Source organism: Ruegeria sp. CK3, assembly GCF_056536565.1.
Window position 1 is genome coordinate 361,016 of sequence record NZ_JBQFPV010000003.1, and the last position, 18,505, is coordinate 379,520.

General features: G+C 57.8%; 14 protein-coding genes and 1 pseudogene. 6 read left to right on the forward strand and 9 right to left on the reverse strand.

Annotated elements, in window-relative coordinates; all coding sequences use genetic code 11:
- Window positions 1-39 precede the first annotated feature (39 nt).
- The 4 genes from melA to ACR0C3_RS05905 all read right to left on the reverse strand — a co-directional run bounded on the left by melA (window position 40) and on the right by ACR0C3_RS05905 (window position 4,529).
- Complete coding sequence (gene melA, locus ACR0C3_RS05890; protein WP_480757650.1) at window positions 40-1,380, reverse strand: alpha-galactosidase; 1,341 nt, start codon at window positions 1,378-1,380, stop codon at window positions 40-42.
- A 22-nt stretch (window positions 1,381-1,402) separates the two neighbouring features.
- Window positions 1,403-2,251, reverse strand: a complete 849-nt coding sequence (locus tag ACR0C3_RS05895) for a carbohydrate ABC transporter permease (protein WP_170377452.1) — start codon at window positions 2,249-2,251, stop codon at window positions 1,403-1,405.
- A gap of 1 nt (window position 2,252) precedes the next feature.
- Window positions 2,253-3,176, reverse strand: coding sequence for a carbohydrate ABC transporter permease (locus tag ACR0C3_RS05900; protein ID WP_480757651.1), 924 nt, complete (start codon window positions 3,174-3,176; stop codon window positions 2,253-2,255).
- Between the two features lie 93 nt (window positions 3,177-3,269).
- Window positions 3,270-4,529, reverse strand: coding sequence for an ABC transporter substrate-binding protein (locus ACR0C3_RS05905; RefSeq protein ID WP_170659262.1), 1,260 nt, complete (start codon window positions 4,527-4,529; stop codon window positions 3,270-3,272).
- Between the two features lie 138 nt (window positions 4,530-4,667).
- On the opposite strand from ACR0C3_RS05905, the gene ACR0C3_RS05910 reads away from it, so the two are divergent.
- From ACR0C3_RS05910 to ACR0C3_RS05925, 4 genes are all read left to right on the forward strand, one after another.
- The gene (locus tag ACR0C3_RS05910) at window positions 4,668-5,474 is read left to right on the forward strand and encodes an IclR family transcriptional regulator (protein WP_170767812.1); all 807 of its coding nucleotides are present in this window, start codon (window positions 4,668-4,670) and stop codon (window positions 5,472-5,474) included.
- The gene (locus tag ACR0C3_RS05915) at window positions 5,471-6,529 is read left to right on the forward strand and encodes an ABC transporter ATP-binding protein (protein WP_480757652.1); all 1,059 of its coding nucleotides are present in this window, start codon (window positions 5,471-5,473) and stop codon (window positions 6,527-6,529) included. Before ACR0C3_RS05910 ends, ACR0C3_RS05915 begins: the two co-directional genes overlap by 4 nt.
- Before the next feature lie 123 nt (window positions 6,530-6,652).
- On the forward strand, window positions 6,653-7,684 hold the full coding sequence (locus ACR0C3_RS05920) for a trans-3-hydroxy-L-proline dehydratase (RefSeq protein ID WP_480757653.1): 1,032 nt from the start codon (window positions 6,653-6,655) through the stop codon (window positions 7,682-7,684).
- Between the two features lie 222 nt (window positions 7,685-7,906).
- Window positions 7,907-10,120: an NADP-dependent isocitrate dehydrogenase gene (locus tag ACR0C3_RS05925; protein ID WP_480757655.1), complete on the forward strand. Its 2,214-nt coding sequence runs from the start codon at window positions 7,907-7,909 to the stop codon at window positions 10,118-10,120.
- A 375-nt stretch (window positions 10,121-10,495) separates the two neighbouring features.
- On the opposite strand, the gene ACR0C3_RS05930 is transcribed toward ACR0C3_RS05925, so the two are convergent.
- The 5 genes from ACR0C3_RS05930 to ACR0C3_RS05950 form a co-directional block, all read right to left on the reverse strand.
- On the reverse strand, window positions 10,496-12,916 hold the full coding sequence (locus ACR0C3_RS05930) for a GcvT family protein (RefSeq protein WP_480757656.1): 2,421 nt from the start codon (window positions 12,914-12,916) through the stop codon (window positions 10,496-10,498).
- A gap of 195 nt (window positions 12,917-13,111) precedes the next feature.
- Window positions 13,112-13,351 carry a hypothetical protein gene (locus tag ACR0C3_RS05935; protein ID WP_170463900.1) on the reverse strand — a complete coding sequence of 80 codons (240 nt, stop codon included), beginning with the start codon at window positions 13,349-13,351 and terminating at the stop codon, window positions 13,112-13,114.
- A gap of 2 nt (window positions 13,352-13,353) precedes the next feature.
- Entirely contained in the window at window positions 13,354-14,805 is a 1,452-nt protein-coding gene (locus ACR0C3_RS05940; protein WP_480757658.1) for an aldehyde dehydrogenase family protein, read from the reverse strand.
- The gene (locus ACR0C3_RS05945; RefSeq protein WP_480757660.1) at window positions 14,802-15,959 is read right to left on the reverse strand and encodes an aromatic ring-hydroxylating oxygenase subunit alpha; all 1,158 of its coding nucleotides are present in this window, start codon (window positions 15,957-15,959) and stop codon (window positions 14,802-14,804) included. Before ACR0C3_RS05945 ends, ACR0C3_RS05940 begins: the two co-directional genes overlap by 4 nt.
- 103 nt (window positions 15,960-16,062) lie before the next feature.
- Complete coding sequence (locus ACR0C3_RS05950) at window positions 16,063-16,968, reverse strand: LysR substrate-binding domain-containing protein (RefSeq protein ID WP_170641360.1); 906 nt, start codon at window positions 16,966-16,968, stop codon at window positions 16,063-16,065.
- Between the two features lie 256 nt (window positions 16,969-17,224).
- Here ACR0C3_RS05950 and ACR0C3_RS05955 point away from each other — a divergent pair, with 256 nt between their 5' ends.
- Together ACR0C3_RS05955 and ACR0C3_RS05960 are read left to right on the forward strand one after the other, a co-directional pair.
- A complete protein-coding gene (locus ACR0C3_RS05955; protein WP_480757661.1) occupies window positions 17,225-18,169 on the forward strand; it encodes a PDR/VanB family oxidoreductase in 945 nt (314 codons plus the stop codon).
- A 75-nt stretch (window positions 18,170-18,244) separates the two neighbouring features.
- Window positions 18,245-18,505, forward strand: a pseudogene (locus ACR0C3_RS05960) (BCCT family transporter); the annotation flags it as partial.

The following is an 18,505-nucleotide window of genomic DNA, read 5'->3' on the forward strand; positions in this document are numbered from 1 at the left end:
TGGCTGAGGCTAGAATTGAGGTTCGCGATGAATTGAAGATCATGCGGCGCGAAGTGGGCGGCACCAGTCGGGCAGCCAGTCCGAATGCGCGGTCAGAAGGTCCGTGACAAGGCTCCGGATTTGGCGCAGGTCCAGTTCGGCCGCGGTGTGTGGGTCCATCATGGCAGCATGGTAGATGTATTCGGCGTTTTGCTCGGTCAGCGCCCGGACGGTCAGCTCTTGCACGTTGATTTGGGTGCGCATCAGCGCCACCAGTTGCGGCGGGATGTCGGTAACGACCGAGGGCTGAACGCCGTTTGAATCGACCAGACAGGGGGTTTCCACCGCAGCGCCCAAGGGTAATTGCGGGATCTGACCCGTATTGGGCAGGTTTCCATAGGCCGTATAGGGCTTGTCTGTAACGACGGCGTTCATCAGGTCCGCCGCGAATTCGTGGCTGCGAACAACCGAGACATCGCGCCCGTCTGTTAGTGTCTTGGCCTGTTCCTTCCAATCCGCGACCTGCTCGACACAGCGGGTTGGGTATTCATCCAGCGGGATCGAGAATTGTTCGATCAGGTCGGGCCGACCGTCCTTGATGAACCACGGCACATATTCTGCCAAATGCTCCGAGCTCTCAGTGCAGAAATAGCCCAGATGGTCCATCACCTCATACCGAACCTTGTTTGGGCAACGTGGCATCAACAGAGGTGGCTTCGGTAGAGTACCGTGCGCATAGCCTCGGCGTAATGCGGGGTAGAGGTCGCGACCCTGATGATCCAGCCGCAGGAAGAAGGCCACGTGGTTCACGCCTGCCACTTTGTAGCGGATTTCATCCTTGGGCAGGTCTAGGTCGTGAGCGAGTTCTTCGACCGTATTCTGTACCGAATGGCATAGGCCGACATGTTTCAGGTCCGGGAATTGCTCGGCCAGAGCCCAGGTGTTGATCGCCATCGGGTTCACATATTGCAACAGCGTCGCTTTGGGGCAGAGCTGCATCATATCCTGTGCCACGCCCCACAGTACCGGGACGGTGCGTAGCCCGCGCATGATCCCTCCGATCCCGAGCGTGTCTGCGATGGTCTGGCGTAACCCGTATTGCTTGGGGATCTCAAAATCCGTCACCGTGCAGGGTTCGTACCCGCCGACCTGAAAGGCAGTGATGACGAAATCAGCCCCCTCCAACGCCGCGCGGCGGTCGGTGTGGGTGGTCACCGTTGCTCCGGTGCCGACCGAACGGATCATGGCCCGCGCTACGGTTTCGCTTTCGGCCAGACGCTGCGGGTCGATATCCATCAGCGCGAAATGGCTGTCGGCAAGCGCAGGGGTCAGCAGCGCATCGCCCACGATATTGCGCATGAAGATCGTGGAACCCGCGCCGATAAAGGTGATTTTGGTCATTTTGCAAAACTCTCGTTTGGCGTTATTTAACAGCTCCAAGGGTCAAACCCGCGATGAAGTGTTTCTGCATCAAGAAGAACATGGCCACCGGCGGCAAGGCGGCAACGAGGGAACCCGCGCTCATCAGTTGATATGCCGCGCGGTACTGTGCGTTGAAGCTGGTGATCCCGGCCGTCACAGGTTGGCTTTCAGCCCCTTGGGTCAGGACCACGGCCCAGAAATAGTCGTTCCAGATGAAGGTGAAGATCAGCACGCTCAGCGCCGCGATGGCGGGTTTCATCAGCGGCAGGACCACGTACCAGAAGATACGGACCTCGCTGATGCCTTCGACCCGCGCGGCTTCAATCAGCTCAAAAGGCAGCGCGCGGATGAAGTTTCGCATGAACAGTGTACAGAACCCGGTCTGGAACGCGATGTGAAACAGGACCAGCCCAGTTTTGGTATTGTACAGGCCAAGCTCCAAGGTCAGGTCGCGGACCGGAACCATAAGGATCTGGAACGGGACAAAATTGCCCGCCACAAACATGAAGAAAATCCATAGGTTCGACTTGAATTTATAGATCCCCAGCGCGAACCCGGTCATGCAGCTGAGCGCGACCGCTCCAATCACCGTTGGAATGGTGATCATGAACGAGTTCAGCAGATACCTCGGCATATCCGAGTTGAAGAACACCTGCCCGTAATTGACCGCGCCCTCAAACCGGGACGGCAGGCCCCAGTAGTTTGCGTTGGTGAAATCCGCCTCGGGCTTGATTGAGAACAAGGCAACGGCGAGCAAGGGGCCGAGCCACAGCAGCAAGGCAATGGGCAGCATGGCCTGATAAGTGATCTGCGCCGCGCGGGGTTGTTTTTCGATGGGTTTGGGAAACATCTCAGTGCCCCCTTTCTTCGCGGTACATCGACCACAGGAAATAGGCGATGAAGCACAGCATAATGAGGAACAAGATTACGGCGATGGCGGCGCCATATCCCATGCGGAAACCGTATTCAGATAGGGCGACCTCGAACATGTAATAGGCTAGCACGCGGGACGACCCGAACGGCCCACCCTGCGTCATGATCGAGATCAGGTCGAAGGACCGCAGAGCGCCAATGATCGTTACGACAAAGGCGATAAACGTCGCCGGGCGCAATTGCGGCAGGATGATGTGCCACAGCATCCGCCCGCCTTTCGCACCGTCCAGACGTCCGGCCTCGATCTGTTCGGGGTCCACGGCGTTCAGGCCGGTCAGATACAGGATCATGCAATAGGCTGTCTGCGGCCACAGGCCAGCGACGATGATGCCGTATGTGACCAGTTTTTCATCCCCCAGCACATTCAGCGGGCCAAGGCCAAAGAAACCCAGGAATTCGTTCAGCAACCCGAATGTCGGGTCGTAGAACCACGTGAAAACCAGCCCAACAACGACTTGAGAGATCACGAACGGGAAGAAAAACAGAGACTTGTAGAGTCGAATGCCCCAGACCGTCTGGTTCAGGAACAGGGCGATGAACAGGCCCGCTGGGATCGCTGCCAGGTACAGGATCAACCAAATCAGGTTGTTCTTGAGTGAGATGTAGAACGCATCGCGATCGACCCACTCCCAGTACAGGTCCTCGTAGTTGCGGAACCCTACGTATTCCGCGGCGCCCAGCCCATCCCATTCGTAGAGTGACAGGTTAAAGGATTGAAAGACCGGGATGATCACATAGACCATGAAGAACAACAGGCCCGGCGCAAGGAAAAGCCAGGGCGCGATGCGTTGTTGGTTGCGATGGAACCAGCTTTCCTGTTCCGGTGTGTCGACGGCTGACATGGGCTATCTCGGATCTGGGGGCGAAGGCGAGCTTCAGCCCGCCTTGCAATTGAGGAAGGCGTAGGCCGGGTTTTCTACCCGGCCCCTGCCAGATCAGTTGTCGTAGATACGGCTACGAGCGCGTTCCAGCTTGGCCAGAATCTTGTCCAGATTGTCGGGCTTGACCATGAATTCCTGGAAGCCTTCCATCGAGACCTTGGCCATTTCCGCCGGAGCGTCACGATCCCAGAACTGTGCGACACCGCCGGGGCTGTTCGAGGACAGCATGGTGAAACCTTGCTGCAGGAACTTGTCGTCATCCACCGAGGATTGCGCGTTGACCGGAAGCTGACCCAGGTTTGAGCCATTGTTGATTTCGGTCTGGACGTCCGGAGACACGACGAAGCGCAGGAACTCGCGCGCGGCTTCCTTGTTCGAAGCGTTGGCCGGGATGTGGAACGTATCGGTCGGGGCGTCCTCGGCCAGTTCAACATCAGGGTTGATCGCGACGAACTGGTAGAAGTCCAGCTGATCGTCTGTCAGACCCGCTTCGCGCAGAGGCGCAACGGCGAAGTTGCCCATCAGATAGGCGGCTGCGTCTCCGTTCACCATGAAGGGCAGGGCTTCCTGCCAGCTATAGGTCTGGTGGTTGTCGATGAAGGCACCCATGTCGACCAGCTGCTTCCAGTTGGCGAAGGTCTGCTTGACGCGATCGTCTTCCCAGCTGATTTCACCATTGGCGAGCTGGTTGTGGAAGTCGAACCCGTTGGTGCGCATGTTCAGATAGTCAAACCAGCCGCCGGCGGTCCACAGGAACTTGGTCCCGATGGTATAGCAGGCGCGGCCCGAGTCGATGATCTTCTGGCAGTTCGCCAGTTCTTCTTCCCAGGTGGTCGGCTCGGTCAGGCCCAGCTCATCAAAGATGTCTTTGCGGTAGTAAACACCCCACTGATAGTAGGTATAGGGCACGCCCCACTGCTTACCATCAAGGGTCATCGCACCTTTGGTCGAGGCTAGGTTTTCGGCGATCTCAGGTTCGGCCCATAGGTCCGAAACATCTTCGAACAGACCCGCCTCAACATAAGGCTTCATGCGGTTTGCGGCATACCATGTAGCAACATCCGGAGTATCAGCCGTCAGGAAGTTGCGGATCTGCGTCTTATACGCCTCGCGGTCGATCACTGTGGTTTCAATGGCCAGATCCGGGTGCTGGGCCTGAAACTGTGCGATCATCGCTTCCATCGTCGCGCGCGGCGCCGGGTTCGAGGTGTCAAGAAAGATGCGCAGTTCGCCGGTCAGTTCGGCGGCGACGGGTGCAGCTAGTGCCACACTCGCCGCCAGTGCGGCAGCGGTGCGCTTGAACATGGAATGCATGGTGTCCTCCCTTAGCTTCCATTTTAGTTCCAAATAATGAAACCGTGTTTTATATATTGAAAACTACACATCGACTCGGCTAGTCTTGTCAAGACCCTCGTGCAAACACGGCGGTCAAACGGAGGAGAACACACGCCCGTGGCTGGTGACGGAACAATAGGCAAAGCATGTGATGTGCTGGAGCACGTGGCCTCGTTCGAGCGCCCTGTGCGGTTCGCGGAACTACTGGAGAGCAGCAGCTTTCCCAAAGCGACGCTCTATCGCTTTCTGCAATCGCTGACCAATCAGGGCATGCTGGCCTATGAGCCAGACCGCCAGACCTATTCGCCGGGTCTCCGGCTGGTCCGTCTGGCGCATACGGCGTGGACGCAAAGCTCTCTGGCCCCTATTGCGCGGCCGTTTCTGGATACGCTCAGCTCCGAGACGGGCGAAACGGTGCATTTGGCGCAGCTGGATTCCAATCAGGTTCTGTATGTCGACAAACGCAACGCGGCCCAACCGGTAGAGATGTATTCTCAAGCCGGCAAAGTCGGCCCGGCCTATTGCACCGGCGTAGGCAAGGCGATGATGGCGTTTCTGGATGGGCCCGCATTGGACCGCGCCGTATCCCAGCAAAGCTATCACCGTTTCACAGATAAGACGCTGACCTCGGAGGCGGCTTTGCGGGCAGATCTAGAACTGATTCGCAGACGAGGCTACGCGATCGACGATGAAGAGCATGAGCCCGGCATTATCTGCGTAGCCTGTCCGGTTCTGACCTCGGGCGGGCGCGTTTTGGGCGCAATTTCCGTGACCGGTTCAACCGGGCGGATGGATTTCAATCAACTAGAGGCCTGGGTCCCTCGGGTGCGGCGCGTTGCCGACCAGATCGCGACCGAGGCGCAGGCTTGGCGGTTCCCTGAAACCCGCCCGAATGGACAGAACAACAGGATGCAATCGACATGACAGGTGTAACGCTCAATCAGGCGATCAAACGCTACGGCCAGACTCAGGTTATCCACGGGATTGATCTGGAAATCGAAGATGGTGAATTCTGTGTGTTTGTCGGCCCCTCAGGCTGCGGTAAGTCCACCCTACTGAGGATGATTGCGGGGCTCGAGGAAACATCGGAAGGCCAAATTCATATTGGCGCGCGCGAAGTGACCCACATGGATCCTGCAAAACGCGGTGTGGCGATGGTGTTCCAAACCTACGCTTTGTACCCGCATATGACGGTTGCCGAGAATATGGGTTTTGGCCTGCGCATGAACGGCGTTCCCAAGGTAGAGATCGACCAGAAGGTTCGGGACGCCTCCAGTATTCTTAAGCTGGATCAATACCTTAAACGCAAGCCCAAGGCCTTGTCCGGTGGTCAACGTCAGCGAGTCGCCATTGGGCGTGCGATCGTGCGCGGCCCCGAAGTGTTCTTGTTTGACGAGCCGCTCTCCAACCTCGATGCCGAGCTTCGGGTTGAGATGCGGGTCGAAATCGCGCGCCTCCATCAGGAGATTGGCGCCACCATGATCTATGTAACCCACGATCAGGTCGAAGCTATGACAATGGCCGACAAGATCGTCGTGCTGCGCGATGGCCGGATCGAGCAGGTGGGCGCACCGATGGACCTGTATCGTGATCCGGACAACCGGTTTGTGGCGGGCTTTATCGGCTCGCCAGCGATGAACTTTCTCGAATGCGATTATGCGGACGGACACGTCACGCATCCGGCACTGGGTCAGCCTTTGCCGGTATCGGCCCAAGTTCCGGCTGGTGTTAGCAAGGTGACCCTAGGGATGCGACCCGAACACATCCAGATCGACCGCAGTGCCGACACCTGCACCGTTGATTTGACCGAGGCGCTTGGAGGCGTGTCCTATTCCTATCTTCTGACCCCAAATGGCGACAAACTGATCGTTGAAGAACGGGACGACCAACGCAGCACCACAGGTGAGAAAATCGGGATCTCGGTCCAACCCGAGCGTGCCATGGTGTTCGACCCTGAGACTGGCATTCGTTTTAGGTAGCAGCGATTCAAGTTCAACCGGGGTGTTTTGAGCGCAGGTTAAGGCTTGACCGAAACGGGGTCGTTCTCTGAACTGGTCCAAACGAGGCCAGTAGGCCCGACTCATTTCGAGCAGAGAGGCCCCATGCGCAGCGTTAAAACCATCCACGTGATCTCGGCCCATGCGGAAGGTGAAGTGGGCGACGTCATCGTCGGTGGCGTGCAGCCACCACCCGGAGAAACCCTGTGGGATCAACGCACATTCATTGCGCAGGATCAGAATTTGCGCAATTTCGTGCTGAATGAACCCCGAGGCGGCGTCTTTCGCCACGTCAACCTGCTGGTCCCTCCGAAACATCCGCAGGCGGATGCGGCGTTCATTATCATGGAGCCGGAAGACACGCCGCCCATGTCGGGGTCAAACTCGATCTGTGTCTCCACTGTTCTTTTGGACAGCGGTATCATTCCCATGCAAGAGCCGGAAACGCATATGACACTCGAGGCTCCGGGCGGTTTGGTACGGGTCCGGGCAGAGTGTCGGGATGGCAAAGCCCAGCGTATCTATGTGCAAAACCTGCCAAGCTTTGCAGACAAGATCGCGGTCCGTCTGGAGGTGACAGGCGTTGGCACCCTCACCGTGGATACGGTCTATGGAGGGGATAGTTTCGTGGTGGTCGATGCCGAGGCCTTGGGGTTCGAAATTGTGGAGGCCGAGGCCCGCGATATCGCCCGTCTGGGCGTTGCCATCACCAATGCCGCCAATGATCAGCTTGGCTTTACCCACCCGCAAAACGCGGCTTGGAACCATATCTCTTTCTGCGCTTTTTGCGGGCCTTTGAAGACAACCGAAACCGGACTGACAGGGAAATCCGCCGTTGCGATCCAGCCCGGCAAAGTTGACCGCTCGCCAACCGGAACGGCGGTCTCGGCGCGCATGGCCCTGATGGCGGCGAAGGGCCAGATGAAGGTCGGTCAGACTTTTGAGGCAGTTTCGATCATCGGATCGCGTTTCACCGGCCGGATTGTCGACGAAGCCAAGGTTGGGGACCATGCGGCCATCATCCCCGAGATCAGCGGCCGAGGTTGGATCACTGGCGTTCATCAGCACATGCTGGACCCGGATGACCCTTGGCCCGGCGGATATCGGTTAAGTGATACTTGGGGCGTTGGGCGCTGAAAGGTGCGCAATCAAAAGCCGATTGGCGTGTTTTTCCTCAACCGTGGCAATTTGCGCCCCCAGTAGACGATTGATCCCAACGCAAACCTGATTTAAGGGAAGCCCTGTCAAATCAGAGTCACTCAGGGGTGTTATGTCATTCGCGCCCCTCCCGCGCCGCAATAAAGCGGCCCAAACTCTTGCAGCGATTGCCCCTTAAAGGCTTAAAAAAGGTGAAAGAATATGGCAGATAAATCGAACTTCGACATATTGTATACCATTGTAGACGAAGCGCCTGAGCTGGCCAGCGCCTCATTCCTGCCCATCATTCGCAAATTCGCCTCGGCGGCGGGTGTCAGCGTTGGCACCAAAGATATTTCGCTTGCAGGCCGTATCATTTCGACCTTCCCAGAAAAGCTGACCGACGCGCAACGCATCACAGATGATCTGGCCGCATTGGGCGATCTGGTAAAAACGCCCGACGCCAACGTAATCAAGCTGCCCAACATCTCGGCATCGGTTCCTCAGCTTGTCGCCGCGATCGAAGAGTTGCAGTCGCAGGGCTACGACATCCCCAACTACCCCGAAGAGCCTTCGAATGACGAAGAAAAGGCGATCCGTGCCCGCTATGATGCCATTAAAGGCTCGGCGGTGAACCCGGTTCTGCGCGAAGGCAACAGTGACCGCCGTGCGGCGCGGGCGGTGAAGAACTACGCCCAGAAGAACCCTCATTCGATGGGGGAATGGGTGTCGGACAGCAAGACCAAAGTGTCCTCGATGTCCGGCAACGATTTCTACGCCAATGAGAAATCGGCGACGATCACCGCAGCACAAGCCGGTGACGCGAAGATCGAATTTGTCGGCAAAGATGGCAGCGTGACCGTGCTGAAAGACGGCTGGCCGCTGGAAGAGGGCACCGTTGCCGACGCGACCTTCATGTCGGTCAAAGCGCTGTCCTCTTTCCTGGCCGATGCCATCGAGGACACCAAGAAAGACGGCACCATGTTCTCGCTGCACATGAAAGCGACGATGATGAAGGTCAGCGACCCGATCATCTTCGGCTATGCCGTACGCGCGTGGCTGGCTCCTGTGTTCGAAAAATTCGGCGCAGAGCTTGAGGCCTTGGGTGTTAACCCGAACTCGGGTCTTGGGGATCTGCTGGACCGCGTGAAGGACAATGCCGACATCGTGGCTGCCATCGACGCGATCAAGGGTGATCGTCCGTCCATGTATATGGTCGACTCGGACCGTGGCATTACCAACCTGCACGTCCCGTCCGATGTGATCATCGACGCCTCGATGCCCGCCGTTATCCGCGCAGGTGGCAAAGGCTGGAATGAAACCGGAGCCAAAGGCGACACCAACTGTGTTATCCCTGACCGTTGCTACGCGTCGGTTTATGACGAATCCATCAACTTCTTCAAAGCCAATGGCGCGCTGAACCCGGCCACTGCCGGTGCGGTGGCCAACGTTGGCCTGATGGCGCAAAAGGCCGAAGAGTACGGCTCGCACCCGACCACGTTCCAGGCGCCAGCGGATGGCACAATCCGCGTCGTTCTGGCCAATGGCGAAACCCTGCATTCGCATGAGGTCGAGGCCGGAGACATCTGGCGGGCCTGCACAGTGAAAAAAGCGCCCATCGAGAACTGGATCCAACTGGCGATGGATCGTCAGCGCCTGACCGGATCCGAGGCGATCTTCTGGCTGGACGCAAACCGTGCCCATGATGCCGAGTTGATCCAATATGTTAAGCCCGCGCTGGAAGCGGCTGGTGTTGCTGATAAATTCCTGATCATGGCTCCGCGTGAGGCGACACGTCAGTCGCTGGAGACGATCACCGCTGGCAATGACAGCATTGCCGTCACCGGTAACGTGCTGCGGGATTATCTGACTGACTTGTTCCCGATCCTCGAACTGGGCACCTCGGCCAAGATGCTGTCGATCGTCAAGCTGATGAACGGCGGTGGTCTGTTCGAGACCGGCGCAGGCGGCTCCGCTCCGAAGCATGTGCAGCAGCTGGTCGAAGAAAACCACCTGCGGTGGGATTCGATGGGTGAGTTCTGTGCGCTGGGTGAATCGCTGAACTTCCTCGCCGACAGCAAGGGCAACGCCAAGGCAGGTGTTCTGGGTGCTGCGGCCGAGGCGGCAACGCAGGGCATTCTGGACAACAACCGGTCCCCCAACCGTAAGGTCGGTCAGCCCGACAACCGTGACAGCCACTACTGGTTCGCGCGCTATTGGGCCGAAGCCCTGGCCGCGCAGTCGGATGATGCCGAACTGGCAGCTGAATTTGCGCCGCTTGCAACTGCTCTGGCCGAAAAGGAGGAGCAGATTTTGGGTGAGCTTGCTTCGGCCCAGGGTGGGGCTGCCGATCTGGGTGGCTACTACCACACCGATCCTGCCAAAACCGCGGCTGTGATGCGCCCAAGTGCGACGCTGAACGCCATCATCGGCTAAGAAAACGACCCGCGCCCTAGTGGCGCGGGTCCTTCCCACTGGTGCGGAAACCCGACCAGTTTTCCTTTTTCTTCAGACTGTTGCGAAACTTTTCCCGCAAGACATGACTAAAACTGCATGATCTACGGGATTCCCCCAATACACTGATCCGTCCCCGCTTGATAACTTGTCCAAGACAAGAGATTCACCGGTGAGGCCTTCGGGCCTATCACTCACTCGAAAATGGCCAGCATTTGGGGTGCTGGCCATTTGCTTGTCTAAAATTTGCTTGCGCGTAGCTGGGTTGAATGCGCCTTTGCAGTGCCACGCAACTTTAGTGCAGAAATGAAAAAGCCAGCCCAGAGCAGGACTGGCTTAAGCATGCTTATTCGACTTTTAGCCCCGAAGAACTTTGCCCGCCGCGTCAAAGGGTGGCTCGTGCAGGATAGTGGCTTTGTGGGGTTGGCCCAGAACCATCACCTCAACCTCGTCTCCGGGTTGGGCGTTTTTGACGTAACCCAAGGCCAGCGACATACCGACGGTATAGCCATAGGTGCCCGAGGTGACGCGACCGATGCCTTCGCCATCCTTGAAGATCGGTTCACCGCCAGTAGCGTCCGCGTTGGAGGCCGTCACGTCGGACTCATCCAGATGAAGCAGGACGAGCTGTTCGCGTGCAGGGTTTTCCAGCACTTTCTGGGCGACGTCTTTGTTGAGGAAATCCTTCTCGAACTTGCACAGACGGTCCAGACCCACCTCATGCGGCCAGTATTCGGGGCTGTATTCGCGGCTCCACGAGCCATAACCCTTCTCAACGCGCATCGACATCAGGGCACGACTGCCAACCGGGCCTGCTCCGAACTCTTTGCCCGCCTCAAGCAGAGCATCGTAGAGGCGCGCCTGATCTTCGGTCTTGCAGTGCAGCTCCCACCCCAGATCGCCCGTGAAGGAGACACGCAGGGCCAGAAGTTCAACGCCTGCCAGCTCGATTTTGGCCGAGCGCATGAATGGGAAATCCTCATTCGCCAGCGACGTGTTGGTCAGCCGCTGCAGGATCTCGCGCGATTGCGGACCAGCCACGTTGAAGCCACACATGGCCTCGGTGTGGCTTTCAAATGTGGTGCCTTCGGACAGGGGGACCTGCTTGAAGAAGCGCTTGTGATAGCGTTCCGCCATACCCGATCCAATGACCCAGAACTCATCCTCGGCCACGCGGGTAACGGTGAAGTCCCCGGCAATACCGCCGCGTTTCGAGATCAGCGGCGTTAGACACGACCGGCCGATAGCCTTGGGCATGTTGTTGGCGAAGACAGCATTTAGCCAATCCGCAGCACCGGGGCCTTTGCAGATGTATTTGGCAAAGTTCGAAATATCGATGATCCCCGCACGCTCGCGCAGCATCTTGCATTCTTCGCCAACCGGGGCCCACCAGTTCTGACGAGTGAATCCGTTTGTATCGACGACCCCCGGCTCATCCGCGAACCACAGCGGGTGTTCCCAACCGACGTTCAGGCCAAAGACCGCGCCCATGGCTTTCTGCGTCTCGTAGATTGGGCGCACGCGGGCAGGGCGGCCTGCGCTGCGTTCTTCGTTCGGGAAGTGAATGGCGAAACGGTGCGCGTATTGGTCCTGCACCTTGGCCATGGTGAATTCCTTGGTGGCCCAGGTGTCAAAGCGCGCCATATCCCATGCGAACATATCGTATTGGGTTTCCCCTTCGATGATCCACTGCGCCGCCATCAGGCCCATGCCGCCCGACTGCGAGAATCCGGGGATAATGCCGTTGCAGCAGAAATATCCATCAACCTCGGGCACCGGCCCCATCAGCACGTTGGAGTCCGGAGACCAGATCATTGGGCCGTTGATGACGCGCTTGATCCCGGCCTCAGCCACGGCGGGCAGGCGTTCGATCGCGTTCATCATGTTTTCTTCGATCCGCTCCAGATCGTCGGGGAACAGGTCATGGGCGAAGTCCAGCGGAGTGCCTTCCTCGGCCCAGAATTTCATGTCCTTTTCATAGGCCCCGACCAGCAGGCCATTGCCTTCCTGACGCAGATAGTACTCGCCATCGCGGTCCGAGACAGAGGGCAGGCGGGTGCCGTGGCCTTCGACGTCAGACATCGCCTCGGTCACGAAATACTGGTGTTCGGTGGGCTGCAGCGGCAACTCGATGCCAGCCAGCTTGGCGACTTCGCGGCCCCAGAGGCCTGCCGCGTTCACGACCCAAGGCGTTTTGATGTCACCTTTGGGCGTTTTGACGATCCACGTGCCGTCTTCCTGCTGTTCGGTCGCGGTGACGGGCGTGAAACGATGGATTTCGGCGCCGCGCTGGCGGGCACCGACCGCATAGGCGTTGGTCACGCCCGACGGGTCAACGTTGCCGCCATCGGGCTCGAACATCACGCAACGGATGCCTTCGTAATTGACCAGCGGGTTCAGCTTTTGCGCCTCTTCAATGCTGATCTCATAGAAATTCATGCCATAGAGCTTGGCTTTGGCCGCCTGCAGCTTCAGCTGATGTTCCCGCTCTTCAGTCTGAGCCAGATACAGCGAGCCGGGCTGGAAGACACCGCAGCTTTGGCCGGTTTCTTCCTCCAGCGAGTTATACAGGTTCATCGTATAGTGCTGGATGCGGCTGATATTGGTGCTGTCATGCAGACCGTGAATGTTGGCTGCCGCATGCCAGGTTGAGCCAGAGGTCAACTCATCCCGCTCCAGCAGGACCACATCGGACCATCCCAATTTGGCCAAATGGTAGAGGATTGAGCAACCGATCACCCCGCCGCCGATTACTACCGCCTGTGCTTCTTCGCGCATTTCATCTTCCTGATTTGCTGTGTCATGTCAGAACCGGTCTTTCGTTAAGAATATGGCGATTCAGACCCATAACTGTTCTAAACGCGTCAACTGAGCACCCGGTTTGACCAGAGACACAGCCTGCATTCACTTCTTGGGGATACGGGGCACCGCAAAGTACCACGTATGATTTCACTTGTGCCTTGCCGACATTGCTCAGAACTCCAGTCTGTGGGCGCGGCCATAGTCAGCCAGCCGTTTGTTCAGATTGCTTGCTTCTGGGTGGCCGGATTCGAGCGCAAAGACGAAGGCGTGGGTTAGATAGAAACAGGCGGCATCAATGTCCTGGGCCAGCTCTCGTTCGTCGGCGGCAATCGTATACAGGCGCACAAGCGCCTCTTGGTCGCAATTGGCATGTGCCTCTAGCAGTTCACGGTCTAAGGCTTCGCGATCCATGGCTATCCCTTTAGCGAAATGGCGATGTTTTTGGTGCGAACATAATTGTAGAGCGCCTCAAGCCCTTTTTCGCGACCGAAGCCGGATTTGCCGACGCCACCAAACGGGGTTGAGACACCTCCGGCGAACCATTCGTTGACGAAAACCTGACCTGCCCGCAATTTGCGCGCCACCCGATGAGCACGGGCGAGATCGCGCGTGAAGATGCCCGCGACCAAACCGAATTCGGTGCCATTGGCCATGGCGACGGCTTCTTCTTCGGTATCAAAGGGCGTGAAGCAGGTGACGGGGCCAAAGACCTCCTCCTGCGCGATGCGGCTGGCGGCGTCGACATCAGCCAGAATGGTCGGAGCCATGAAATACCCCTTGCGATCCAGTCGCGCACCACCGGCTGCGACCCGCGCACCGTCCTGACGGGCGGTTGAGGTGATCTCTTCCACGCGCTGCAGCTGCAGGCTGGACACGACCGGAGTGTGATCAGGGTTCTCGAGCCCGTGGCCGACGCTTAGGCCATTGGCCAGCGCAGCCGCGCATTCCACAGCCTGATCGTAGATCGAGCGATGCACCAACACGCGCGCCATGGCAGAGCAAACCTGACCGGCATTGTAGAAAATACCGCTTTGCAGGCTGGACATCAGCGTATCCAGATCCGCGTCGTCAAAGGCGACGGCTGCGGATTTACCGCCCAGTTCCATCAACGAAGGCACCACGTTGTCGGCAGCCGAGCGCAGGATATGCTGGCCGGTCGGCACCGATCCGGTGAAGACGATCTGATCCACCTGCGAACTTGCCACCAGTTTCGCGCCCAGATCCGAGCCGATCCCGTTCAGGATCGATACCGCACCGGCAGGCACCTCGGCGCGCTCCAAGGCGACGCCCAGCATCGCTAGCGCAAGCGGGTCCAGCTCGGGCGATTTGATGATGGTCGAGTTCCCCGCCGCCATAGAGGGCGCGAGCGAACGACCGGCGATCGAAACAGGGAAGTTCCACGGCACGATCTGCGCCGACACGCCGTAGGGTTCAAATACGGTGAAATCAGCATAGTCGGGGCCCAATGGGATCGACTTGCCTTCGATCTTATCGGCGACGCCGCCGTAATATTCGAAATACTGAGCCGCCTCGATGATCTCATCTCGGGCCGCGTCCAGTGTTTTGCCGCTTTCACGGCACAACAACTCTGCCCCCTCATCCGCAAGGTTGCGGATTTCCTGCGCGATGCGGATCAGCAGGCGGCCACGCTCGGCCGGGTTCATGTCTGCCAGATCACCGTGATCGAATGAGGCGCGTGCGGCCTCGAGCGCCTGAGCCAGCGATTCCTCACCGGCTTGCGCGCAGTCTGCCACGTGATCCTGATTGCCGGGATCTTCCACCGCGATGGAGGCGCCCTTGTCGCCCTCCACCCACGACCCGGCCAGGAAATTCCTGGCCAAGCCGTCCTTCAAAAAAGTGGTCATGCCTCCGCGCGTGCCTTTTCGATCTGCGTTGCGACCCAGTGGTGGAAGCAATGGGTGGGGCCGTCCATTGCGGGCGAGAAGCGACCACCGTCAAATTTGATGCCATGGCGGCCCTTCTGCATGCCTTCGACCACGAAGACGTCCTCTTCAAAAACGGTTTTCCAAAGCGCCGCGTTTTGCGCACGCAGGCCTTCATGTTCGGGGCTGTCTTCGGGTTTCTGAGCATAATACAGCTCAATCCGCTCGTTCGACCGCTCATGATTGATTGGGTCGATGATGAAGGCAAAACCGTGGTCACGCTGAACGCCCAGCAGGGTGTTGGGGTAGACCACGATATACTCCGCGCCTTCGTGCCACTTCTCGCTCAGGCCATCAAAATCAGCCAGTTTCGAGCCGTCTTCCCCTTCGAACTGACGATACACAAGGGTGCCCTGACCTGAGTATTTGCCGAGCTCGTTGATGTTGTAGTGGTCTTCCAGGCGCGAATAGCTGTTCAGACCGGGGTGAACCCAGGGCAGGTGGTAGCTTTCGCAGAAGTTTTCGACCGCCAGTTTCCAGTTCGAATTCAGCTCAAGCCGGACCGACGCGCCTGCGCCGCCGTGATACATGGGCTGTTCGAACTCTTTCCAACGCTCCATCAGCTCACCGTGAGCCTCTTCGAACTCGGGGGCGTTGCCGTCGACGTTAACAAAGATCACGTCGCGCCAGACATAGGAACGGATGCGGATCAGACCCAGTTCCGAGAAATCCAGATCTTCGTGGGTGTTCTGACCGGGGCCACCGACATGAGGGGCCGTGCGCAGCTCACCGTTCAGGCCGTAGCACCAGCTGTGGTAGGGGCAGCGGATGGCGCCGCGGATTTTCTGAGGTTTGTCGACCAGGATCATGCCACGGTGGCGGCAGGTGTTCTGGAACACGCCAATCTGACCGTCGCGATCACGAACCATCAACAGGGGCATGCCAAGAAAATCAATGGGATAGGCATCTCCTGCCTCAGGGATATCCTTGCCGAAGCCGATCCCGGACCAGTTCGCAAACAGGACCGAGTCGCGTTCCTCGGTAAACACTTCAGGGTCGATATAATGCGCGTTCGGCAGCCCCTTTGCTGTGTTTACCGGGGTCAGAACAGACGAAAGCGGTGCATGCTTGTTCATCGGTCACTCCTAAGACTTTTGAATTGGCGTTTTTCTGGTCTCCATTGGCAGCGCAGAGGCCCTGCATTCAATACTAAAAATCCTAACCGATAGATGAGGGGAGCTAAACCGAATTCTCCTCAAGCTCATTCAGCAGCCATTCCTTCAAGGCCAGCGCCCCTTCTGACAGGCTATCGTTTTCCCGTTCAACCAGATAGAAGTTATGCGGCGCAGGTATGTTGAAATCCTCTAAAGCCACAAGTTTTCCGGAATCCAGCATGGGTTTTAGCAAACGCTTCCAGCCGAGGGCGACGCCAGCGCCCTTTCTGGCGACCTGCAGGGCCAGAGCATAGCTGCTGACACGCGCCTGCGTCTGAATACTTTCATTAAACCCTAACGCCTGAAACCAGTCCGTCCATGTGGTCCAGTTGCTGTGTTTGGTTGCAAGGTGAATCAGGCGGTGTTCTGTCAGGTCTCGGAGGTTGGCCCCTTTGAGATCTTCCGCCAGTTCGGGGCTGCAAACCGGTGTCAGGATATCCCGATACAGCTTGGTATGCGGCAGAGAGGCATTCGGGTCTTTGCCGTATCGAATGAAAAAGTCCACGTCAGAGCGATCTGCGAAATACGTGTCCTCGGCCATTTGGTTCACTTTTACGTGCGGATAGTCCTGCCAAAACCGAATAACAGATGGGGACAGCCACAAGGCAGCAACCGCTGTTGTGGACCCCACGGTGACATGATTGTCGGAATCCCCACTGCGAATCTGTTCAAGAACTTTTGAGATTTTCAGGAAAGAGCTTCCCAGTGCCTCTAGCAGCGCTGCGCCATCTTCGGTCAGTTCAACGCCGCGATGTTTACGTATGAAAAGCGGGGATGCCAGCTCGGTCTCCAATGCTTTGATCTGATGACTGACAGCGCCGGGCGTGACGGACAATTCGCTTGCAGCAACCTTGAAACTGAGGTGCCGGGCGGCGGCCTCGAAAGCAGAAAGCGAGGCAAGCGGAGGCAGATTGTAGTGGCGTCGCGACATGAGGGATACGTGGCTCTGAGGTTTTTGATTGAGCTACCTTCACCTGAGTGCGAAAAATATTGCAATTGAAAACTATCTTTTTTTCTGCAGTTTTGCGCCCGATAAAGTTCCGCCTTTCTCGAAGGGCGGTATTGCAGTTCTTTGCCCTCCCTACGAGGCGCGCCCCGACCCAAGCCAGGTAGTAGTCAACACCAAGGCCGACACAACGACCGCCTTTCTGCGGTTCTTTTCGGCGAAAGATAAGGTGAGTAGCCCGATGAACACTCAGAAAGCGCGTCTGATCCGAAAAACTGAACTCAGCTTGGACACTTCGGATTTCTGCTTCGAAATCGAACAGGGGCGTTTCACCGGACTCGAACCCGGCGCGCACGTGGATATCCACCTTGGTGACGATTTGGTGCGTCAGTATTCTCTCTGGAGTTGGAGCCAGGACGGCCGCACCCTGAACGTCGCCGTCAAGCGCGAGGATAGTGGTCGCGGGGGGTCGCTGGCCATGCACGCCTTGGAAGAGGGGGGCGAACTCGCCATCGGAGGTCCGCGCAACCATTTCAAACTGGAAAGCCATGATCGCCACGTGACTCTTATCGCGGGCGGTATTGGTGCCACCCCGATGGTCGCGATGGCGCGTGAGCTGCTGAATCGGGGCCAGGATTTCCGGGTCTATTACTTGGTCCGATCCAAAGATCTAGCCGCGATGGATGACAAGTTTCGCGCTTTGGGGCTGGATGAGTGGTACCATCTGCATTGCGACGACACAGACGGGCAGTTCGATTTGACCGCCGTCATGCAATCCATGCCGATGGGCGCTGATGTCTATACCTGCGGTCCGGAACCGATGCTGAACGCGGTCCTCGAGTCTGGCAGCGCTCTACGCGGAGGGGCCATCCACTTTGAGCGTTTTGCCGCTGCTTCCGATATCGAACACGCGCCCAACGACAGCTTTGAAGTCGAGGTCCAGTCGACTGGAGCCGTCTACAAGGTGTTGAAGAATGAAACCATTCTCGACGTCCTCAGAACCAACGGGGTGCACGTGGATTTCGGTTGCTCTGAAGGTCTGTGCGGGTCGTGCATGGTGGACGTCGTCGAAGGTGAGGTGGACCACCGGGACGGCATACTGACGCCCGAGGAGCAAGCCGCGAACAGCTACCTATGCACCTGTGTTTCCAGAGCAAAATCCGATCGTCTGGTCCTTGCACTTTAAGAACATAACCTGACAGCAAGCCGGATTATTCCGGTGCGAAACGTCTACAAGAAACGTGAAAATGGGAGGAAATTGATGTCGATTAAAGAACCGTTTACGGATTTGGACATTAAGACCGCGGATAGCGGTTTTTATGAGAATAACAGCGTTCCGATTGCGCTGATCAGTAAGGGCGTGATGGTCGCCCTTGTGCTTTGGGCGCTGATCTTTCCGGCGAATGCGAATAGCACTCTGGGCAGCTGGAACTCTCAGATTCTGGAGGTTTTCAACAGCTTCTACGTGGTCATCGTAGGTCTGTTTTTCTTCTTTCTGGCCATCGTTGCGCTGCTGCCGGCT

Coding starts and splice junctions, on each gene's coding strand:
- ACR0C3_RS05915 (WP_480757652.1), top strand. CDS start 5,471: ATGACAGGTGTAACGCTCAATCAGGCGATCAAACGCTACGGCCAGACT.
- ACR0C3_RS05955 (WP_480757661.1), top strand. CDS start 17,225: ATGAACACTCAGAAAGCGCGTCTGATCCGAAAAACTGAACTCAGCTTG.
- ACR0C3_RS05930 (WP_480757656.1), bottom strand. CDS start 12,916: ATGCGCGAAGAAGCACAGGCGGTAGTAATCGGCGGCGGGGTGATCGGT.
- ACR0C3_RS05895 (WP_170377452.1), bottom strand. CDS start 2,251: ATGTTTCCCAAACCCATCGAAAAACAACCCCGCGCGGCGCAGATCACT.
- ACR0C3_RS05945 (WP_480757660.1), bottom strand. CDS start 15,959: ATGAACAAGCATGCACCGCTTTCGTCTGTTCTGACCCCGGTAAACACA.
- ACR0C3_RS05940 (WP_480757658.1), bottom strand. CDS start 14,805: ATGACCACTTTTTTGAAGGACGGCTTGGCCAGGAATTTCCTGGCCGGG.
- ACR0C3_RS05920 (WP_480757653.1), top strand. CDS start 6,653: ATGCGCAGCGTTAAAACCATCCACGTGATCTCGGCCCATGCGGAAGGT.
- ACR0C3_RS05950 (WP_170641360.1), bottom strand. CDS start 16,968: ATGTCGCGACGCCACTACAATCTGCCTCCGCTTGCCTCGCTTTCTGCT.
- ACR0C3_RS05900 (WP_480757651.1), bottom strand. CDS start 3,176: ATGTCAGCCGTCGACACACCGGAACAGGAAAGCTGGTTCCATCGCAAC.
- ACR0C3_RS05925 (WP_480757655.1), top strand. CDS start 7,907: ATGGCAGATAAATCGAACTTCGACATATTGTATACCATTGTAGACGAA.
- melA (WP_480757650.1), bottom strand. CDS start 1,380: ATGACCAAAATCACCTTTATCGGCGCGGGTTCCACGATCTTCATGCGC.
- ACR0C3_RS05905 (WP_170659262.1), bottom strand. CDS start 4,529: ATGCATTCCATGTTCAAGCGCACCGCTGCCGCACTGGCGGCGAGTGTG.
- ACR0C3_RS05935 (WP_170463900.1), bottom strand. CDS start 13,351: ATGGATCGCGAAGCCTTAGACCGTGAACTGCTAGAGGCACATGCCAAT.